The organism is Devosia sp. CN2-171 (genome assembly GCF_049354815.1).
Classification (GTDB): Bacteria; Pseudomonadota; Alphaproteobacteria; order Rhizobiales; family Devosiaceae; genus Devosia_A.
This window is the reverse complement of record NZ_CP186479.1, coordinates 1,351,010-1,367,429: the sequence shown is the minus strand read 5'-3', so window position 1 is coordinate 1,367,429 and position 16,420 is coordinate 1,351,010. Positions and strand designations below refer to the sequence as shown.

At 67.7% G+C, this 16,420-nt stretch carries 22 protein-coding genes; 20 read left to right on the top strand and 2 right to left on the bottom strand.

Annotation, left to right across the window (positions count from 1 at the left end; all coding sequences use genetic code 11):
• Position 1: 1 nt before the first annotated feature.
• On the bottom strand, positions 2-1,015 hold the full coding sequence (locus tag ACOYW5_RS06875; protein WP_423069420.1) for a sensor histidine kinase: 1,014 nt from the start codon (positions 1,013-1,015) through the stop codon (positions 2-4).
• A gap of 325 nt (positions 1,016-1,340) precedes the next feature.
• On the opposite strand from ACOYW5_RS06875, the gene ACOYW5_RS06870 reads away from it, so the two are divergent.
• Together ACOYW5_RS06870 and ACOYW5_RS06865 are read left to right on the top strand one after the other, a co-directional pair.
• Positions 1,341-1,736 (top strand): VOC family protein, encoded by a 396-nt coding sequence (locus tag ACOYW5_RS06870; protein WP_423068505.1) that lies wholly within the window; start codon positions 1,341-1,343, stop codon positions 1,734-1,736.
• Positions 1,737-1,740: 4 nt separating this feature from the next.
• Positions 1,741-2,151, top strand: coding sequence for a GNAT family N-acetyltransferase (locus ACOYW5_RS06865; RefSeq protein ID WP_423068504.1), 411 nt, complete (start codon positions 1,741-1,743; stop codon positions 2,149-2,151).
• Between the two features lie 105 nt (positions 2,152-2,256).
• Here ACOYW5_RS06865 and ACOYW5_RS06860 read toward each other — a convergent pair whose 3' ends face one another.
• Positions 2,257-2,526: a KTSC domain-containing protein gene (locus ACOYW5_RS06860; RefSeq protein WP_423068503.1), complete on the bottom strand. Its 270-nt coding sequence runs from the start codon at positions 2,524-2,526 to the stop codon at positions 2,257-2,259.
• A gap of 43 nt (positions 2,527-2,569) precedes the next feature.
• Between ACOYW5_RS06860 and ACOYW5_RS06855 the strand changes: the two genes are divergently transcribed.
• The 18 genes from ACOYW5_RS06855 (at position 2,570) to ACOYW5_RS06770 (ending at position 16,390) form a co-directional block, all read left to right on the top strand.
• Complete coding sequence (locus tag ACOYW5_RS06855) at positions 2,570-2,986, top strand: hypothetical protein (RefSeq protein WP_423068502.1); 417 nt, start codon at positions 2,570-2,572, stop codon at positions 2,984-2,986.
• Positions 2,967-4,214: a DNA-packaging protein gene (locus ACOYW5_RS06850; RefSeq protein ID WP_423068501.1), complete on the top strand. Its 1,248-nt coding sequence runs from the start codon at positions 2,967-2,969 to the stop codon at positions 4,212-4,214. Before ACOYW5_RS06855 ends, ACOYW5_RS06850 begins: the two co-directional genes overlap by 20 nt.
• Before the next feature lie 10 nt (positions 4,215-4,224).
• A complete protein-coding gene (locus ACOYW5_RS06845) occupies positions 4,225-5,373 on the top strand; it encodes a phage portal protein (protein ID WP_423068500.1) in 1,149 nt (382 codons plus the stop codon).
• 43 nt (positions 5,374-5,416) lie between these two features.
• Positions 5,417-5,605: a hypothetical protein gene (locus ACOYW5_RS06840; RefSeq protein WP_423068499.1), complete on the top strand. Its 189-nt coding sequence runs from the start codon at positions 5,417-5,419 to the stop codon at positions 5,603-5,605.
• A 141-nt stretch (positions 5,606-5,746) separates the two neighbouring features.
• On the top strand, positions 5,747-6,232 hold the full coding sequence (locus ACOYW5_RS06835) for an HK97 family phage prohead protease (protein ID WP_423068498.1): 486 nt from the start codon (positions 5,747-5,749) through the stop codon (positions 6,230-6,232).
• A 10-nt stretch (positions 6,233-6,242) separates the two neighbouring features.
• Entirely contained in the window at positions 6,243-7,469 is a 1,227-nt protein-coding gene (locus ACOYW5_RS06830; RefSeq protein WP_423068497.1) for a phage major capsid protein, read from the top strand.
• 154 nt (positions 7,470-7,623) lie between these two features.
• Positions 7,624-8,172: a head-tail connector protein gene (locus ACOYW5_RS06825; protein ID WP_423068496.1), complete on the top strand. Its 549-nt coding sequence runs from the start codon at positions 7,624-7,626 to the stop codon at positions 8,170-8,172.
• Positions 8,169-8,507: a phage head closure protein gene (locus ACOYW5_RS06820; protein WP_423068495.1), complete on the top strand. Its 339-nt coding sequence runs from the start codon at positions 8,169-8,171 to the stop codon at positions 8,505-8,507. The genes ACOYW5_RS06825 and ACOYW5_RS06820 overlap by 4 nt, the downstream gene beginning before the upstream one ends.
• Before the next feature lie 169 nt (positions 8,508-8,676).
• Positions 8,677-9,066, top strand: a complete 390-nt coding sequence (locus tag ACOYW5_RS06815; RefSeq protein WP_423068494.1) for a DUF3168 domain-containing protein — start codon at positions 8,677-8,679, stop codon at positions 9,064-9,066.
• Between the two features lie 12 nt (positions 9,067-9,078).
• Positions 9,079-9,492: a phage major tail protein, TP901-1 family gene (locus ACOYW5_RS06810; RefSeq protein WP_423068493.1), complete on the top strand. Its 414-nt coding sequence runs from the start codon at positions 9,079-9,081 to the stop codon at positions 9,490-9,492.
• Positions 9,492-9,806, top strand: coding sequence for a gene transfer agent family protein (locus ACOYW5_RS06805; protein WP_423068492.1), 315 nt, complete (start codon positions 9,492-9,494; stop codon positions 9,804-9,806). Before ACOYW5_RS06810 ends, ACOYW5_RS06805 begins: the two co-directional genes overlap by 1 nt.
• Positions 9,803-10,000 carry a rcc01693 family protein gene (locus tag ACOYW5_RS06800; protein WP_423068491.1) on the top strand — a complete coding sequence of 66 codons (198 nt, stop codon included), beginning with the start codon at positions 9,803-9,805 and terminating at the stop codon, positions 9,998-10,000. Before ACOYW5_RS06805 ends, ACOYW5_RS06800 begins: the two co-directional genes overlap by 4 nt.
• Complete coding sequence (locus tag ACOYW5_RS06795) at positions 10,000-10,533, top strand: phage tail tape measure protein (protein WP_423068490.1); 534 nt, start codon at positions 10,000-10,002, stop codon at positions 10,531-10,533. Before ACOYW5_RS06800 ends, ACOYW5_RS06795 begins: the two co-directional genes overlap by 1 nt.
• Positions 10,530-11,156, top strand: a complete 627-nt coding sequence (locus ACOYW5_RS06790) for a phage distal tail protein, Rcc01695 family (protein WP_423068489.1) — start codon at positions 10,530-10,532, stop codon at positions 11,154-11,156. Before ACOYW5_RS06795 ends, ACOYW5_RS06790 begins: the two co-directional genes overlap by 4 nt.
• Positions 11,153-12,043, top strand: coding sequence for a DUF2163 domain-containing protein (locus ACOYW5_RS06785; protein ID WP_423068488.1), 891 nt, complete (start codon positions 11,153-11,155; stop codon positions 12,041-12,043). The genes ACOYW5_RS06790 and ACOYW5_RS06785 overlap by 4 nt, the downstream gene beginning before the upstream one ends.
• Entirely contained in the window at positions 12,040-12,456 is a 417-nt protein-coding gene (locus ACOYW5_RS06780; RefSeq protein WP_423068487.1) for an NlpC/P60 family protein, read from the top strand. The genes ACOYW5_RS06785 and ACOYW5_RS06780 overlap by 4 nt, the downstream gene beginning before the upstream one ends.
• Complete coding sequence (locus tag ACOYW5_RS06775) at positions 12,457-16,122, top strand: baseplate multidomain protein megatron (protein WP_423068486.1); 3,666 nt, start codon at positions 12,457-12,459, stop codon at positions 16,120-16,122.
• Entirely contained in the window at positions 16,115-16,390 is a 276-nt protein-coding gene (locus ACOYW5_RS06770) for a hypothetical protein (RefSeq protein ID WP_423068485.1), read from the top strand. The genes ACOYW5_RS06775 and ACOYW5_RS06770 overlap by 8 nt, the downstream gene beginning before the upstream one ends.
• The last annotated feature ends 30 nt before the right edge of the window (positions 16,391-16,420 follow it).

Here is a 16,420-nt window from a genome sequence, read left to right as displayed (position 1 = left end):
ATCAGACGGCCTGCGCCGCGGCATCGTGGACGAGCGCCAGGCCGGAGTGGACGATCTCGACCTTGGTGCCCGGAGCTGCACTGCCGACCCGCACATCGGCCTCGAGCTGGCTGGCGAGTGCTTCGACGATACTGGTGCCCAGTCCGGGCTTGGCGGCTTGTGGGTCCGTCGGCATGCCGATCCCATCATCGAAGACCGACAGGGTCCAGTTGGGACCATGCGCGCCATAATGGACGGTGATCTTGCCCGGGCGGCCCTCGGGGAAGGCGTGCTTGAGGGCGTTGATGACCAGTTCGGTGACGATTAGACCCAGGCTTATCGAGGCTTCGGAGCTGACGACGGCGTCGTCGACGGCAACCTGAATGGAAAGCCTTGCGGGGTCTTCGATCATCGATGCGCCCAGGCTGGAGCAAAGCTGCGTGAAGTAGGGGCGGAGGGACACGTCTCCTTCGGTCGACTGGGCCAGTTGCTGCTGTACCGATGCAATCGACATCACCCGGCTGTGGGCGTCCTTGAGGTGACCGCGCGTCTCTTCGGACTGAACCCGCCGAGCGCTCTGCAAGAGAACGCTGGCAATAATCTGGAGGCTGTTGGCGATGCGGTGCTGGACCTCGCGCAGAAGTATGGCCTTGTCGCGGATCAGGTCGTCCTTGAGCTTCTCGCTGGCTCGCGCCTGCGTGACGTCGGCCACTGCCAACAGCAGCCGCACGTGGACCTTGTCTTCGTAGTCGACTCGATGGGCGTTGAGCACCAGGTGCTGGACACCCAGGTTCGGACGTCGGAGATCGAGCTCGTAGGCGTGGATCTCGGCGGCGCCCGAAGCCGTCGCCATGAGAAGCGAACCCAGCTGCGGCACATTCCATTCCCCGTCACCTATCGCCAGCACAGGCTTGCCCCGAACGGTCGCAGGATCGATGTCGAAGGCGAGGCAGAATGATGTGCTGGCAGCGATGACCGTGAGGTCGCCAGCAAGTAGGAGCAGCGGCGTATCGGAAGTAGCAACCACCGCCAGCATCAAGCTGAGGGCAGCGCTTGCGGGGAACTCGTCGTGGGCGTCCACTGCTGGGGCCCTCCATGCCGGAGGCTCGCAAAGCGAAAGCCATACCCGGCGACAACGGTGTTGTGGCCGTGCAAGTGATCTCTATCACCTATCAGAGCCCGGGAGTCGGGTATTCGCGCGGGTGTGCCAGCTTCGTGAATTGGGGATGGGTTTCCCAGCTCCATATGGCTGCGAACGCGCGGCGGCACCGGTTCGTGCCGACGAACGCGTTCCGGGTCCCGCCGGCCCGCGACTCGTGGCAGGTTGCCCACCCTTGCGCAGATGACAGCGGAGACAGGCAATGACCGGCATGGTGCGGGAGCTTCGGCTCGTTATCACGACGGCGGATTTCGAGCGGGCGCTCGGGTTCTGGCGCGATACGCTGGGGCTCGAGGAGCAGCTGGCCGTGAACTCGCCGGATGGGCGGGTGGCGATCCTCAAGGCAGGAGTGGCGACGCTCGAAATTGGGGACGCGAACCAGGCTCGCTTCATCGATGAAATCGAGGTCGGACGGGCTGGCGTGAGCGGGCAGTTCCGCGTGGCGCTGCGGGTTGACGACACCGCTGCAGCGACGGGCCTGCTGGAGGCGGCGGGCGCGACATTACTTGGCGCGCCGCGGCTGACGCCGTTCAGATCGACCAACTCACGGCTCGAGGCGCCCGACGGGGTGCAGCTGACACTGTTCGATATGGAGTGAGGACGTGACGGAGTATCAGCTCATCGAGCGCATACCGACGATCGAGGAATATCGCGACCTCAGGGCCCGCAATGGCCTCTCGGCGAAGACGATGGAAGCGGCGGCGCGCGGGCTGCCCAACACGATTTATGCCGTGGTGCTCGAGGACGCGGGCCGGACGATCGGCATGGGCCGGGTGATCGGCGATGGCGGCACGGCCTTCCAGGTCACCGACATTGCGGTGCTGGGCGAGTATCGCGGCAAGGGGCTGGGCAAGCGCATCGTCAAGGCGCTGGTCGACTGGCTCGAGGCGAACGCGCCGAAATCGGCCTATGTGAGCCTGATAGCGGATGGGCCGGCCAAGGACCTCTACGCGCAGTATGGGTTCCGGGAGACGGCGCCGGAGTCGGTGGGGATGTATCTGCGGATAATGTGAGGGGCTACGCCCCGCTCTGTCATGCGCGAAGATGACGGCCGGTGGGTATTGCGTCCATCGGCGAGGAATGATCGCGCAAAATCAACCGCTTATCACTTTTTCTGCCTATCTCGTCCCCGCGTGACGGTGGTGTGCTATGTTTTGGCTACGGTCGGAGAAATGGGGTTCGAGGCCCCGTTCGGACTGGGCGAATTCGTAGCCATTGCGGATGTGGGCGTTGAAATAGCGCCCCTTTGACGGTGAGTGGCGGAGCGCGTCGAAGACGACGCTCGGGACTTCGAAATAATCGTAGCGGCGGCCCGACGGACGGAACCAGACGCTGAGCGTCTGGGTCTCCGGGTCGTAAGCCATATCGGCAATGACGGTGGACGGCATGGTCGCCTCCTGCCGCGGATGAACGCGTGGGGGGAGGACGGGGTTGCTGGCTGACGACGACAAGCGGTGGGATTTGGTGAGGCTGCAGGTAAAGGCGGGCGAGATGACCCGCAACCGCATCTGCGCCGAGCACGGGATCACCACACAGCGGCTGGCTCAGCAGATCAGGAAGAACAAGTGGGATGTCGACGAGGATGCAACGGAGCATGACCGCAGGATCATCATTGGCGAACTGTTCCTCGCCACCGAACTACAGGTTCTGCGTTTGCTGGGGGCGCAGATGAGCGAGACAGGTGAGCGCGAGAGCGCCTTGCTCGGACGCCTGACAACAACGCTTGACCGGCTCATCTCCTTGGACGTCAGGGTGACCGGCAAGAAGCCGACGCAGCGCCAGAGCAAGGAAATGACGGAACTCAGGGCCAAGATCGCGAAGCGGCTGGATGAGCTCAAGGTCCGCTAAGACGCTTTTCGCGCAGGTCGCAGACGACGAACTGCCAATCCTGCGTTTCGACTGGGACCTCTGGGCGCACGACGAGCAGCGCGAACCAGCCGGTGACTGGACTACATGGCTGCTGATGGGCGGGCGTGGCGCCGGCAAGACGCTGGCCGGGGCCGAATGGGTGCGGGGCCTCGCCAAGGCCGAGATCGGGCCCATCGCCATTGTCGGTGAGACCATGATCGAAGCGTTGCAGGTCATGGTGCGCGGTCCGAGCGGGATACTGAGGTCGACGCCGCCCGAGGATCGGCCAATCGTCCGGGGGCAGGTATTGCAGTGGCCGAATGGCGTCGAGGGGCTGGTGCTCGGAGCAAGCGATCCGGAACGGTTTCGTGGGCCGCAGTTTGCCGCGGCCTGGTGCGATGAGGTGGGCAAGTGGCCCGATGCCGAGGCGGCGTGGGACATGTTGCAGTTCGGCCTCAGGCTGGGTGATGCGCCACGCCAACTGGCGACGACGACACCGCGTGCGACGCCGCTGATCAGGAGGCTACTCAAGGATCCGCTGACGACAGCTACGCGCATGCCGACCAAAGTGAACCAGAACAACCTGGCACGCAGCTTCTTCTCGGCCATCGTCGCCCGCTACGAGAACACCGTCCTTGGGCGGCAGGAGCTCGACGGGGAGCTGATCGAGGACCGGCCGGATGCGTTGTGGCTGCGCGGGATGTTTCGGGTGGATGAGGGCGCCGAGCTGGGGCGGATCGTCGTGGCGGTGGATCCGCCGGTGACGGGGCACAAGGGTTCGGATGCGTGCGGGATTGTGGTGGCGGCCAAGGCAGGGCAGGGGGCCGTGGTGCTGGCGGACCTCAGCTTTGGCCCCGCACGGCCGGAAGGATGGGCACGGCGGGCAGTGGCGGCGTTCCATGAGTTTGGCGCCGACTGCATCGTCGCCGAGGTGAACCAGGGCGGGGACCTGGTGAAATCGGTGATCGCGCAGGAGGACGCCAACGTGCCGGTGCGGGCGGTGCATGCGAGCCGCGGCAAATGGGTGCGAGCGGAGCCGGTGGCGGCGCTTTATGCCAACGGCCGCGTGGCTCATCGGGCGGGCCTGGCGGCGCTCGAGGACGAGATGTGCGCATTCGGAGCGGACGGCAAGGCGGAGGGACATTCGCCGGACCGGGTGGATGCGCTGGTCTGGGCGCTGACGGAACTGATGCTCGGCGGTGGTGAGCCGCGCGTGCGGGGGATTTGAGGGAGCAACAATGCCCAACTGGTTCACGCGCCTTGGCGCGGTGCTTTCGGCTGCCGAGAGGAAATCGGGCGGGCCGCAGAGTTTGATGACGGTGACGCAGCTGGGCGAGGCCAGCTGGAGCCGGCGGGGTTTTGTGAGCCTCGCCAATGCGGGATATGCGCGCAATCCGGTAGTTTATCGCTGCGTGCGGATGATCGCCGAGGCGGCGACGCGGGTGCCGCTGGTGGCCGAGACGGACGGCAAGCGGCTCAGCGAGCATCCGGTGGTACGGCTGCTGTCGCGGCCCAATGCGCGGCAATCGGGCAGCGAGCTGCTCGAGGTGGTGTATGCCTATCTGCAGACGGCGGGGAATGCCTATCTCACCGCCACGCTGATCGATGGCGAGGTGCGCGAGCTGCACGTGCTGCGGCCCGACCGGGTGCGGGTGGTAGAGGGGCGGGACGGGTATCCGGCGCGCTATGGCTACACGGTGGGCGGCCGGACGCAGGAGCTGCGGCTGGATACGAAGCCGGTGGCGGCGGTGCTGCACATGGCGCTGTTCCATCCGCTCGACGACCACTACGGCATGGCGCCGCTGGAGGCCGCGGCACAGAGCCTCGATATCCACAACGCGGCGGCGGAGTGGAACAAGGCGCTGCTCGACAATGCGGCGCGGCCGAGCGGGGCGCTGGTCTATTCGGGCGGCAGCGGCACGCTGACCGAGGCGCAGTTCCGGCGGCTGAAGGACGAGCTGGAGCAGGGGTTTTCGGGCGCGCGCAATGCCGGGCGGCCGCTTGTGCTCGAAGGCGGGCTCGACTGGAAGGCCATGGCGCTGACTCCGGCCGAGATGGATTTCATGGAACTGAAGCACGCCGCAGCGCGCGAGATCGCGCTGGCGTTTGGGGTGCCGCCGATGCTGCTCGGGATCCCCGGGGACAATACCTACGCCAACTATGCAGAGGCCAACCGGGCGTTCTGGCGCGGCACGGTGGTGCCGCTGGTGCGGCGGGTCGCCGACGACCTGGGCTTCTGGCTGGCGCCGGGGTTCGGCGGAGTGACGCTAGTGCCGGACCTCGACGGGGTGGAGGCGCTGGCCGAGGACCGGGCGGCGCTGTGGGCACGGGTGGGGAGTGCGGATTTCCTCACGGATGAGGAGAAGCGGGCGATGGTGGGGCTCTGACTCCGCCACCCGAAAACTACGACCATCAACTACGGAGGCCACTATGGACGAGCTGACCAAATCGATCGTGACGCGCGGGGATCTGGCGCATCTGGCATTGTTTGCCTGGGCGACGGGGGCGACCGGGTTGCTGGTCTGGACGCTCAGGGAGCTCGTGGCGGCCAATCGCCGGTTCAACGATTTTGTCAAAGAGATTTCGACGCTGAATCAATTGTTTCGCCGGGAGAAATAAGCCTATGGGGGCAAAAGGGAATTCTGGAGACAAGCAGGTCGCGGGGGAGGTGTTCCGGCAGTTTGCCTGGAACCTCGCGGGAACGCTGGCGAAGCCGGCGCGACGGCCGGCGCGGCCCCGGCCGGCGGGGGGCAAGGGCTGATGCAGCCGATCCCCATTGACGAGCGCGGGCGGTTTTCGGGCTATGCCAGCGTGTTCGGACGGCTCGACCAATCGGGCGACCTGGTGATGCCAGGCGCGTTCGCCAAATCGCTGGCGCGGCGCGGCGCGGCCAGGCTGCGGATGCTGTTCCAGCACGATCCGAAGGAGCCGGTGGGCAACTGGGAGGTGGCGCGCGAGGACGGCTACGGGCTCTGGGTCGAGGGCCGCCTAATACCGGGTGTGCCTCGAGCCGATGCTCTGCGCCGGCTGATCGAGCGGCGGGCGATCGACGGGTTGTCGATCGGCTTTCGCACCGAGCGGGCGACCCGCGAGACGCGCAGCGGCAATCGCCGGCTGTGGGAGATCGACCTGTGGGAGATCTCGATCGTGACGTTTCCGATGCTGGCCGATGCCCGCATTTCGCCGGGGCAGGGCGTCCCGGCTGACAGGTCGCTGCGAGCGGCCATTTCGCTACTGAAGCAATAGAGGACCACCAATGACCGAACTGATGGAGCGCCTTGAGAACAAGGCGTCGACGGCGGCTGCCACCGATTCCGAGGCGACGCTGGGCGAACTGATGAGCGCCTTCGAAGAATTCAAGCGCACCAATGACGGGCGGCTGAAGGAGCTCGAGAAGCGCGGCACGACCGATGCGCTGACCGAGGAAAAGCTCGGCCGCCTGAACCAGGTGCTCGATGGCGCCAAGGCGGCGATGGACCGGATTGCGCTGGAGCGCTCGCGTCCGGCGCTGGAGGCGGGGCGGCCCGATCTCGGCGACGAGTACAAGGACGCATTCTCGGCATATGTGAAGCGCGGCGAGGAGAAGGCGCTTTCGATCGGCTCGAACCCGGACGGCGGCTACCTGGTGCCGGCAGAGACCGAGAGCGAGATCCTGAAGCGGCTGACGCAGGTGTCGCCGATCCGTGCCATCGCCTCGGTGCGCAATATCTCGACCGGGCTCTACAAGAAGCCGGTGAGCCTGACTGGCCCGGTGACGGGCTGGGTGGCGGAGACGGCGAGCCGGCCGCAGACCAATTCGCAGACGCTCGACTCGATCGATTTCGCTGCGGGCGAGCTCTATGCGCAGCCGGCGGCGACGGCGGCTTTCCTCGACGATGCGGCGGTGGATGTGGGCCAGTGGATCGCCGAGGAAGTGAACGCGGCCTTCGCCGAGCAGGAGACGGCGGCCTTCGTTTCCGGCAACGGCACCAACAAGCCCAAGGGGTTCCTGGCGGAAACGCAGGTGGCCGAGGGCAGCTGGGCCTGGGACAGCATCGGCTATCTCGCGACCGGCGTTTCGGGGGCGTGGCCATCAACGGACCCGAGCGACAAGCTGATCGACCTCGTCTACACGCTGAAGGCCGGCTACCGGCAGAATGCCAGCTGGGTGATGAACCGCAAGTCGCAGGGCGCGGTGCGCAAGCTCAAGGACACCGAGGGCAACTACCTGTGGTCGCCGGGTGTGACGGCGGGCGCCAAGCCGACGCTGCTCGGCTTCGAACTGGTAGAGGCCGAGGACATGCCCAACATCGGCGCCGGCACGACGCCGGTCGCGTTCGGAGATTTCCGGCGTGGGTATCTGGTGGTGGACCGCACCGGGGTGAACGTGCTGCGCGACCCGTATTCGGCCAAGCCGTATGTGCTGTTCTACACGACGAAACGTGTCGGCGGTGGCGTGCAGGACTTTGACGCGATCAAGCTGCTGAAGTTCAGCGCGAGCTGAAATCCGTGATCCTGGTCGATTGACGCGACCTGCCTGCGCTCCGGTGCTCACGTACCAACGTACGCTCCGCTCCGGTGCTCGACAGGCCGCGCCACTCGACTCAGGCTGACGGATTTCAGTCTCGCGCTGTGCCTCCCTAACAAGTGGACATCCGATGATTTCCTACCTTCTCGCGGGGCCCGCGGAGGAGCCGGTTTCGCTTGCCGAGACGAAGGCTTTCCTGCGGCTCGATGGCGTTGCCGAGGATGGGCTGGTCGCGAGCCTGATTGCGGCGGCGCGGCTGCATGTCGAGGCAGTGACGGGCCGGGCGCTGGTGCGCCAGAGCTGGCGAGTGGTGCTCGACGCCTGGCCGGATGAGCTGCGCGTTCCGGTGTCGCCGGTGATCGAGGTGACGACGGCGCGAGCGTTCGACGAGCAGGACGACGAGCATGAGCTCGATGTCGACGCGATCCAGATCGCGGGGGATCGGCTGCTGCTGCCGGCCACGATGGATGGCATGCAGGTGCTGCGGCCGCGGCTGGGGATCGAGCTCGACTATGTCGCCGGGTTCGGTGACGCCGGGGATGTGCCACCGGACCTGAAGCAGGCGGTGCTGGCGCTGGTGGCGCACTGGTTCGAACATCGCGATCTCGCCGTTGTGGACGCCGTGGCGCCGGCCGGTTTTGACCGGCTGGTCGCGGGCCATCGACAGGTGCGGCTGTGAGCGGGGTGCCGGAGATCGGCAGCCTCACCGACCGCGTGAGTTTTCAGCGGCGCGAGACGACTGGCGAGGACGAGGGCGGGCACATCGCGCTGTTCGTGCCGGTGACCTCGCTGTGGGCCCGGGTGCGGGCGATGAGTTCGCGCCAGGTGAGCGAGGCCGATGCACGTGGGGTGGCGGTGTCGCACAGCGTGGTGGTGCGGTTTCGGAGCGACGTGAAGGCGGGTGATCGTTTCGGCTATCGCGGGCGGTGGTTGAGCGTGGTGTCGGCGGGTGATCTCAACGGGCGGCGGGCCTGGCTGAGTTGCGCGTGCGTGGAGACGAGGGCGGTGGGATGAGCTTCGCGACATCGAGTATGGGGCTTCCCCCACCCACCGGCTTTGCCGGTCCCCCCTCCCCACAAGGGAGAGGGAAACGAAAGAACCGAAGCCTGCAGTCGGATCTCCCTCCCCTTGATGGGGAGGGAGGACCACGCAAAGCGTGGTGGGTGGGGTGGGGCGGTACGCAATGACCCATCCGATTGTATTGCTTCAATCCGCCCTGGTTGCGGCCCTGCGCGATGACCCTGACCTCGCCGGTGTCGGCATTTTCGATGCGCCGCCGCATGGCGCCACGCCGCCATACGTCGCCATTATCAGGCACGACCTGCTGTCGCGCGATGGCGATGCGGCGCCGGGACATGAGCATCGCGTGACTCTGCACGTGTGGGTCGACCAGCCGAGCCGGAAGGCGGTGCTCGCGATTGCCGAGCGGGTGGTGGCGGTGGCCAAAGGGCTGACCGCGACGGGGCTCGCAGTGACGCATCGCCAGCATGAGCGGACCGATACGGCCATCGATGCCGAGACCGGGCAGGCCCGGGCGGCGGTGGCGTTTCGCTTCTTTTCCGAACCCATTTGATGAGGGATTTCCATGGCTGCCCAGAGCGGCAAGGACATGCTGTTGAAGCTCGACCAGACGGGGTCGGGGAGTTTTGTCACGGTGGCGGGGCTGCGGTCGCGTTCGCTGGCGTTCAACGCGGCGACGATCGACGTGACCGATGCCGAGAGTGCCGGGCGGTGGCGCGAACTGCTCGCCGGTGGGGGGATCAAGCGGGCGGCGGTGGCGGGGTCGGGGATCTTCAAGGACCAGGCCTCGGACGCGACGATCCGCGGGCTGTTCTTTGCCGGGACGATCCGGAACTGGCAGCTGATCCTGCCCGATTTCGGCACCGTCGAAGGGCCATTCCAGATCGTGGCGCTGGAATTTTCGGCCGATCACGCCGGTGAGGTGACGTTCGAACTGGCGCTGGAAAGCGCCGGGCAACTCAGCTTCGTGGTGGCGTGATGCCGAACATCCAACGGGGTGAGATCTCGGCCGTGTTCGAGGGCGAGGAGCGGGTGCTGTGCTTGACGCTCGGAGCGCTTGCGGAGCTCGAGGCGCGGTTGCAGGCGGGGGATCTCGTCGGGCTGAGCGAGCGGTTCAGTTCGGGCCGGGTTTCGGCACGGGATTTGACGGCGATCATCGGGGCGGGGCTGCGCGGGGGCGGCAATGCCGTGACCGACGACGACCTGGCGCGAATGTCGATCGAGGGCGGGCTGCGCGGCGCGGCGGAGATTGCGGCGCGGCTGTTGCGGGCGACGTTCGGGGAGGCAGCATGAACGCATTTCCGTGGAGTGAGGCGATGCGGTTCGGGTTCGGGGTGCTGCGGCTCTCGAGCAAGGAATTCTGGGGGCTGACACCGCGCGAACTGGCGGCGGCCTTCGAGGCGCAGGCGGCGCGGGCGCGGGGTGTCGCTCCCGGCCGCGAGGTGCTCGGGCGGCTGATGGCGGCGTTTCCCGATGAGGTGAGGTGATGGCGGATCCGTTTGGCGACCGCCTTTCGGGGCTGGACGATGTATCGGCGGAACTGAAGCGGATTGAAAGCCTCGCGGACAGTGTCGGCAGATCGCTGTCGAGCGCGCTCCGTGGGGCGATCACTGATGGCAAGTCGCTGAAATCGGTGCTGGCCGAGGTAGCGCAGAGCTTTGCCGATTTGGCGCTTAAGGCGGCGCTGCAGCCGGTTTCGTCGCTGGTGAGCGGGGCGATCGAGAGCCTGTTCACCGCGACCAATCCGAGCGTCACCGCCTTTGCAAAGGGCGGCGTGCTGCAGAGCCCGACATACTTTGGCCTGGGGCAGGGGCTTGGACTGGCGGGTGAGGCGGGAGCCGAGGCAGTGCTGCCGCTGGCGCGCGGGTCGGATGGCCGGCTTGGTGTGGCGGGCGGCGGCGGGGCGGTGAACGTGACCTTCAACGTGACGGCGACGGACGCCCGGAGCTTTGCGACGAGCGAGGCGGAGGTGTCGGCGATGCTGCTGCGGGCGGTACGAAGGGGGACGCGGGGATCATGACTTTTCACCCCATTCGCTTCCCCCTCGACATCTCGCTCGGCGCCCGTGGAGGGCCCGAGCGCGCCACGGACATCGTGACGCTCTCCTCGGGTCGCGAGGAGCGGAACAGCCGGTGGGTGCATTCGCGGCGGCGGTACAATGCCGGCTATGGCGTGAAATCGCGGGCCGACATGGCGGCGGTGCTGGCGTTTTTCGAGGAGCGGCGGGGACGGTTTCATTCGTTCCTGTGGCGGGACGGGCTCGACTATTCGTCGAACGGCACGGATGCGCCGACGATGCTCGACCAGGTGATCGGGACTGGCGATGGCGTGACGGTTTCCTTCGCGCTGACAAAGCGATACGGGGCGGCGTTCGACCCGTACTTGAGACCCATCACCAAACCGATCGTGGGCACGGTGGTGATGGCGGTGGCGGGTGCCTCCGTGCCCGCCACCGACTTTTCTCTGGATGAGCTGACCGGCGCGGTGACGTTCGACGTCGCGCCGGCGGATGGCGCGTCGGTGACGGCCGGGTTCCTGTTCGATGTGCCGGTGCGGTTCGATATCGACCGGCTGGACGTGGAGCTGACCAGCTTCGATGCGGCCGAAGTGCCGAGTATTCCGCTGATCGAGGTGCGGGAATGAGGCTGCTGGAGGCGGGGTTCGCCGCGCATATCGCGAGCGGAACGACGACGCTGGCGACGTGCTGGCGGATCGAACGGGCCGACGGGCTGGTGCTGGGGTTCACCGACCATGACGTGGCGCTGAGTTTCGGCGGGACGGATTACCTGCCGGCACACGGCCTCGATGGCGGGGAGCGGACGGGGAAGCTCGGGGCGAGCATCGACACGTCAGAGGTGGTGGGCGTGCTGCATTCCGATGCGATCGATGAGGATGACATCCTGCTCGGGCGGTTCGACGGGGCCGAAGTCACGACCTGGCGGGTGAACTGGCGCGACACGGGCCAGCGCATGCTGGTGAGCCGGACGACGATCGGCGAGATCGTGCGCGAGGACGGGGTGTTTCGAGCGGAGCTGCGCTCGGGGCAGCATACGATCAACGAGCCGAAGGGGCGGGTTTATCAGGCGCTGTGCGATGCGGAACTGGGGGATGCGCGCTGTGGCGTCGACCTCGAGGCTCCGGCGTTTCGGGGCGAGGCGACGGTTGTGGGCGTGCGGGACCGGTTTCGGGTGGCGGTGTCCGGGATCGGCGGGTTCGAAACCGGTTGGTTCGGGTTCGGCATGGCGGCGTGGGGTGCGGGGAAGCGCGAGGGCTTGCGCGATCGCGTGGTGATGCATGAGCGGCTGGGCGGCGTGGACGTGCTGGGGTTCGGCTCGGCGGTGGGGGACTGGGTGATCGAGGGCGATGCGCTGGTGCTCACCGCGGGGTGCGACCGGCGGTTTGCGACCTGCCGCGAGCGCTTCGGCAACGCGGTGAACTTCCGCGGCTTTCCGCACATTCCGGGCAACGACTTTGTGCTGCGCTACCCGAAATCGGGCTCCGAGCTCAACGGGCAGAAGCTCGTCGGATGAGCGCGCCGATCGTTGCGGCGGCGCGGGACTGGGTGGGGACACCCTACCGGCACCGGGCGGCTCTGCGCGGCGTTGGCTGTGATTGCCTGGGACTGCTGGCCGGCGTGTGGCGCGAGGTGACGGGGACCGAGCCACCGGCGCTGCCGAACTATCGGGCAGACTGGCGGGACGGTTCGCACGCGGCGGAGCTGCAGGGACTGGCGGAGCGGTGGCTGGTACCGAGGGAGATTGAACCTGGCGCGGTGCTCTTGTTTCGCATGGGGTCGGCGGCGCTGCCGCGGCATTGCGGGATTGTGGTGGCTGACGGGCGGTTCGTCCACGCGCAGGAGGGGCTGGGCGTGGTCGAGGGCGCGTTGAGCGAGGGCTGGCGGAAGCGGGTGGCTGGGGTGTTTGGGTTTCCGGAGGGGGTGTGAATGGCAACACTGGCACTGTCGGTCGCCGGCCAATTCATCGGCGGCGCGATTGGTGGGCCGATTGGCGCCACCGTCGGGCGGGCGCTCGGGGCGCTGGCGGGGTCGGTAGTGGACCAGGCGCTGTTTGGCGAAAAGCCGGCGGCGACGACCGGGGCAGATATCCGCATCTCCGGATCGTCGGAGGGCGGGGCGGTGCCGCGGCTTTATGGGTGGAGCCGGCTGGGCGGCAACATCATCTGGGCGACGGAACTCGAGCGGCTGAAGAGCGAGGATTCCGGGGCCAAGGGGACCACCGCGGCCGAGGACGAGGAGATCGTCGCGAGCTTTGCTATCGGGCTGTGCGAGGGCGAGGTGTCGCGGCTTGGGCGGATCTGGGCGGATGGGCAACTGCTCGAGACGGCTGGGCTGAACATCCGCTTCTATCGCGGTACCGAGACGCAGGTGGCGGACAGCCTGATCGAGGCTGTGCAAAGCGAGGCGCCGGCCTATCGCGGGCTTTGCTACCTGGTGTTCGAGCGGTTGCCGCTGACCGAGTTTGGCAACCGCATTCCCAACATCACGGTGGAGCTTTGCCGCGTTGTGGGCGAGCTGGAGCCGCTGATCCGGTCGGTGACGGTGATCCCCGGGGCGACGGAGTTCGGCTACGACCCGGTGGCGCGGGTGCGGGTGGTGGGACGCGGTTCGGCCGAGCGCGAGAACGCTCATGCTTCGGCGCTGGTGAGCGACTGGACCCTGTCGCTCGACGAACTGCAGGACCTCTGTCCCAACCTTGAGCATGTGGCGCTGGTGGTGAGCTGGTTCGGCGACGATCTGCGCGCCGGCGAATGCACGGTGCGGCCGAAGGTGGAGGCGGCGTCGCGCTCGGTGAAGGGGGCGGAGTGGGGCGTTGCCGGGCTGACGCGCGACGAGGCCGAGGTGGTTTCGACGCATGGTGACGGACCGGCCTTCGGAGGGACGCCTTCGGATGCGGCGGTGCTGGCGGCGATTGCGGACCTCAAGGCGCGTGGGCTGGAGGTGACGCTCTATCCGATGCTGCTGATGGATGTGCCGGTGGGCAACCCGATGGGGCAGCCGGCCTATCCCTGGCGCGGGCGGATTGCGCCGGTGAGCGATGTGGCGGCGGAGGTGGCGGCGTTTGTCGGCGGGGCGGGGGACTGGGGGTATCGGCGTCTCGTACGGCACTACGCGGCGTTGGCCGAGGAGGCGGGGGCGGATGCGCTGGTGATCGGCTCGGAGATGGTGGGCATGACCACCGCGCGGGCGGCGGGCGGGTTTCCGTTCGTTGCGGCGCTGGTGACGTTGGCGGCGGAGGCGAAGGGGCTCGCGCCAGCGGTGGACCTGACCTATGCGGCGGACTGGAGTGAGTATCACGGGTTCCAGCCTGCGGATGCGCCGGGGGACAAGCTGTTCCACCTCGATCCGCTCTGGGCGTCGCCTGACATCGCGGCGGTGGGGATCGACAATTACATGCCGATCGCCGACTGGCGCGATGGGGAGGATGGGCCGGATGTTGGGGCGGACGGGCCGTATAGCTTGCCGTATCTCGAGGCGGGGATCGACGGGGGCGAGGGGTTCGACTGGCACTACGCCTCGGACGCCGACCGGCTGGCGGGCACGCGCACGCCGATCAGCGATGGCGCGCATGGCGAGCACTGGGTCTGGCGGTTCAAGGATATCGCCGGCTGGTGGGGCAATGCGCATCACGACCGGGTGGGCGGGGTGCGCTCGACTGTGCCGACGGCCTGGGTGCCAGGCGGAAAGCCGATATGGCTGACGGAGCTTGGGTGCGGGGCCGTGGACAAGGGGGCGAACCAGCCGAACGTGTTTCCGGACGGCAAAAGCAGCGAGGACGGGCGGCCGTATTTCTCGTCGGGGGCGCCGGATGGGCTGATGCAGCGGCAGTTTTTGCGGGCGCATCTGAGCCACTGGAAGGGCGACCCGATGGTGGGGCGGATTTCGCTCTGGAGCTGGGATGCACGGCCGTATCCGGCGTTTCCATCTGATGCGGAGAACTGGGCCGATGCGGTGAACCATCCGGCGGGACATTGGCTTACCGGGCGGCTGGGGGCGCTGGCGCCGGACGAACTGGCACGGGCGGTGGCGGCGGATTTCGATTTGGACCTTGGCGTGGCGGACGTGGCGGGGACGCTGGTGCAGGGTGTGGCGATCGAGGGCGTGGTGAGTTGGCGCGATGCGACCGGGTCGGCGCTGGCGGCGGCCGGACTTTCGGTGCGCGATGGGATCGAGGGGTTGGAGCTGGTGCGGCCGGATGTGGTGCCGGCAGTGACCGTGGCGCGGGATGAACTCGTCAAGGACGACGGCCCGCTGACCTCAAGGCGGCGGCCTGATCCGTCGGAGATGGTGGCGCGGTTGGCGGTGGGGTTTGTCGATCGCGAGCGGGATTATCTCGCGGGCACCGTGACGGCGATGCGGCCGGAGGGCGCGGCGGTGGCGGGGGAGAATACCGGGCTGGTGCTCGATGCGGCTGCCGCGCGCGGCGTCGCTGAGCAGTTGTTGCGGGCGGCGGGGACCGGGCGGGATACGCTCGAGTTCGTGCTGCCGCCATCCCTTGCGGCGCTGGAAGTGGGCGACGTGGTGGCGGTGGAAGCCGAGGGCGAGGGGCCGTTCGAGATCACCGAAATTCGCGACGGGCTGGCGCGCAAGGTGACGGCGAGGGCGGTGCCGCCGGTGCTGAAGGCGGCGGTGCTGAGCGACCGGCCGGCGCGGGTGGCGGCGGGGCCGGCGCCGGTGGCGGAGCCGGTGGTGATCGTGGCGCATCTGCCGCCCGATCCGGCGACGCCGGAGCGGTCGCAACTGCTGCTGGCGGCCTATGCCAGCCCGTGGCCGGGTGAGGTGGATGTGCAGCTTGAGGCGACGGGCGCGCGGCTTGTCCGGCTGGCGCGGCCGGCGGCGATTGGCGAGTTGGCGACCCCGCTGACCGTTGGGACCGTGCATGTGCGGGATCGGCGCAGCGTCGAGATCGAGCTGAGCGGCGGACACCTGGCACCCGTAGATTTCGAGGCGGCGTTGGCCGGGGCGAACAGGATTGCGGTCGAGACCGACGCGGGCGAGTGGGAGGTGATCGGCTTTGCCGGCTCCGAACTGGTGTCGCCGGGGCGGTATCGGCTGACGGAACTGTTGCGCGGGCTGGGCGGCAGTGATGTCGCCATGGGGCCGGCGGCGACGGGCAATCGGCTGGTGGTGCTCGATGGCAATGTGGCGCTGCTGCCGGTGGAGGCGGATTGGCTCGGCGGTGAGCTGACGCTGCGGGCGTTTGCCGGGCGGCTCGATGGGACCGGGGCGGCTGTGGCGGCGACGCTGTCGCTGGGGCCGGTGCTGCCGCTGCCGCCGGTGCATCTGCGTGCCGTGCGTGAGGCAGGGGGTGATATCGCGCTCGGCTGGGTGCGGCGGAGCCGGGCCGATGCCGGCGCCTGGGCGATGGCAGAGGTGCCGCTCGAGCATGTGCCGGAGGGCTATCGGGTGACGATCTTTGACGGCGGTGACGCGGTGCGGACGATCGAGGTCGCCGCGCCTGTCGCGACCTATACCGCCGCCGCGCAGCTGGCCGATTTCGGCGCGCTGCCGGCGGCGTTCGATTTCACCGTAGCACAACTGAGCCCGGTGTTCGGCGCCGGGCATGCGGGGGCCGCGACCTTCAATGCGTAAGACCATTTTCGATGGCCTCGGCGAGGCCATCGCCCGCCAGCGGCTCAAGCTGCTGGTGGGCGTCCTGTCATCTCAACTGAGGAGAACGCTCGTGACTTTCGGAATTCTGGACGGCTTCAAGACCTACATCATCGCGGCAGCCATGGTGCTCGCCGCGGTGAGCCAGCTGGTGGGCGTCGACCTGCCCAGCTTCGAGGGGCAATCGGCGGGGCAACTGCTGATGGAGGGGCTGGCGATCTTGTTCTTGCGGAAGGGGATCAAGGGGTAAATCAGCAAGCATACCGGCCGAGAATTGACC

What these genes read in the sequence shown, in the direction of transcription:
- ACOYW5_RS06840 (WP_423068499.1), top strand. Translation starts at nt 5,417, where the DNA reads ATGGACGAGCTGACCAAATCGATCGTGACGCGCGGGGATCTGGCGCAT.
- ACOYW5_RS06790 (WP_423068489.1), top strand. Translation starts at nt 10,530, where the DNA reads ATGACTTTTCACCCCATTCGCTTCCCCCTCGACATCTCGCTCGGCGCC.
- ACOYW5_RS06875 (WP_423069420.1), bottom strand. Translation starts at nt 1,015, where the DNA reads ATGCTGGCGGTGGTTGCTACTTCCGATACGCCGCTGCTCCTACTTGCT.
- ACOYW5_RS06800 (WP_423068491.1), top strand. Translation starts at nt 9,803, where the DNA reads ATGAACGCATTTCCGTGGAGTGAGGCGATGCGGTTCGGGTTCGGGGTG.
- ACOYW5_RS06825 (WP_423068496.1), top strand. Translation starts at nt 7,624, where the DNA reads ATGATTTCCTACCTTCTCGCGGGGCCCGCGGAGGAGCCGGTTTCGCTT.
- ACOYW5_RS06770 (WP_423068485.1), top strand. Translation starts at nt 16,115, where the DNA reads ATGCGTAAGACCATTTTCGATGGCCTCGGCGAGGCCATCGCCCGCCAG.
- ACOYW5_RS06815 (WP_423068494.1), top strand. Translation starts at nt 8,677, where the DNA reads ATGACCCATCCGATTGTATTGCTTCAATCCGCCCTGGTTGCGGCCCTG.
- ACOYW5_RS06780 (WP_423068487.1), top strand. Translation starts at nt 12,040, where the DNA reads ATGAGCGCGCCGATCGTTGCGGCGGCGCGGGACTGGGTGGGGACACCC.
- ACOYW5_RS06785 (WP_423068488.1), top strand. Translation starts at nt 11,153, where the DNA reads ATGAGGCTGCTGGAGGCGGGGTTCGCCGCGCATATCGCGAGCGGAACG.
- ACOYW5_RS06810 (WP_423068493.1), top strand. Translation starts at nt 9,079, where the DNA reads ATGGCTGCCCAGAGCGGCAAGGACATGCTGTTGAAGCTCGACCAGACG.
- ACOYW5_RS06845 (WP_423068500.1), top strand. Translation starts at nt 4,225, where the DNA reads ATGCCCAACTGGTTCACGCGCCTTGGCGCGGTGCTTTCGGCTGCCGAG.
- ACOYW5_RS06850 (WP_423068501.1), top strand. Translation starts at nt 2,967, where the DNA reads ATGAGCTCAAGGTCCGCTAAGACGCTTTTCGCGCAGGTCGCAGACGAC.
- ACOYW5_RS06870 (WP_423068505.1), top strand. Translation starts at nt 1,341, where the DNA reads ATGACCGGCATGGTGCGGGAGCTTCGGCTCGTTATCACGACGGCGGAT.
- ACOYW5_RS06830 (WP_423068497.1), top strand. Translation starts at nt 6,243, where the DNA reads ATGACCGAACTGATGGAGCGCCTTGAGAACAAGGCGTCGACGGCGGCT.
- ACOYW5_RS06805 (WP_423068492.1), top strand. Translation starts at nt 9,492, where the DNA reads ATGCCGAACATCCAACGGGGTGAGATCTCGGCCGTGTTCGAGGGCGAG.
- ACOYW5_RS06775 (WP_423068486.1), top strand. Translation starts at nt 12,457, where the DNA reads ATGGCAACACTGGCACTGTCGGTCGCCGGCCAATTCATCGGCGGCGCG.
- ACOYW5_RS06835 (WP_423068498.1), top strand. Translation starts at nt 5,747, where the DNA reads ATGCAGCCGATCCCCATTGACGAGCGCGGGCGGTTTTCGGGCTATGCC.
- ACOYW5_RS06860 (WP_423068503.1), bottom strand. Translation starts at nt 2,526, where the DNA reads ATGCCGTCCACCGTCATTGCCGATATGGCTTACGACCCGGAGACCCAG.
- ACOYW5_RS06795 (WP_423068490.1), top strand. Translation starts at nt 10,000, where the DNA reads ATGGCGGATCCGTTTGGCGACCGCCTTTCGGGGCTGGACGATGTATCG.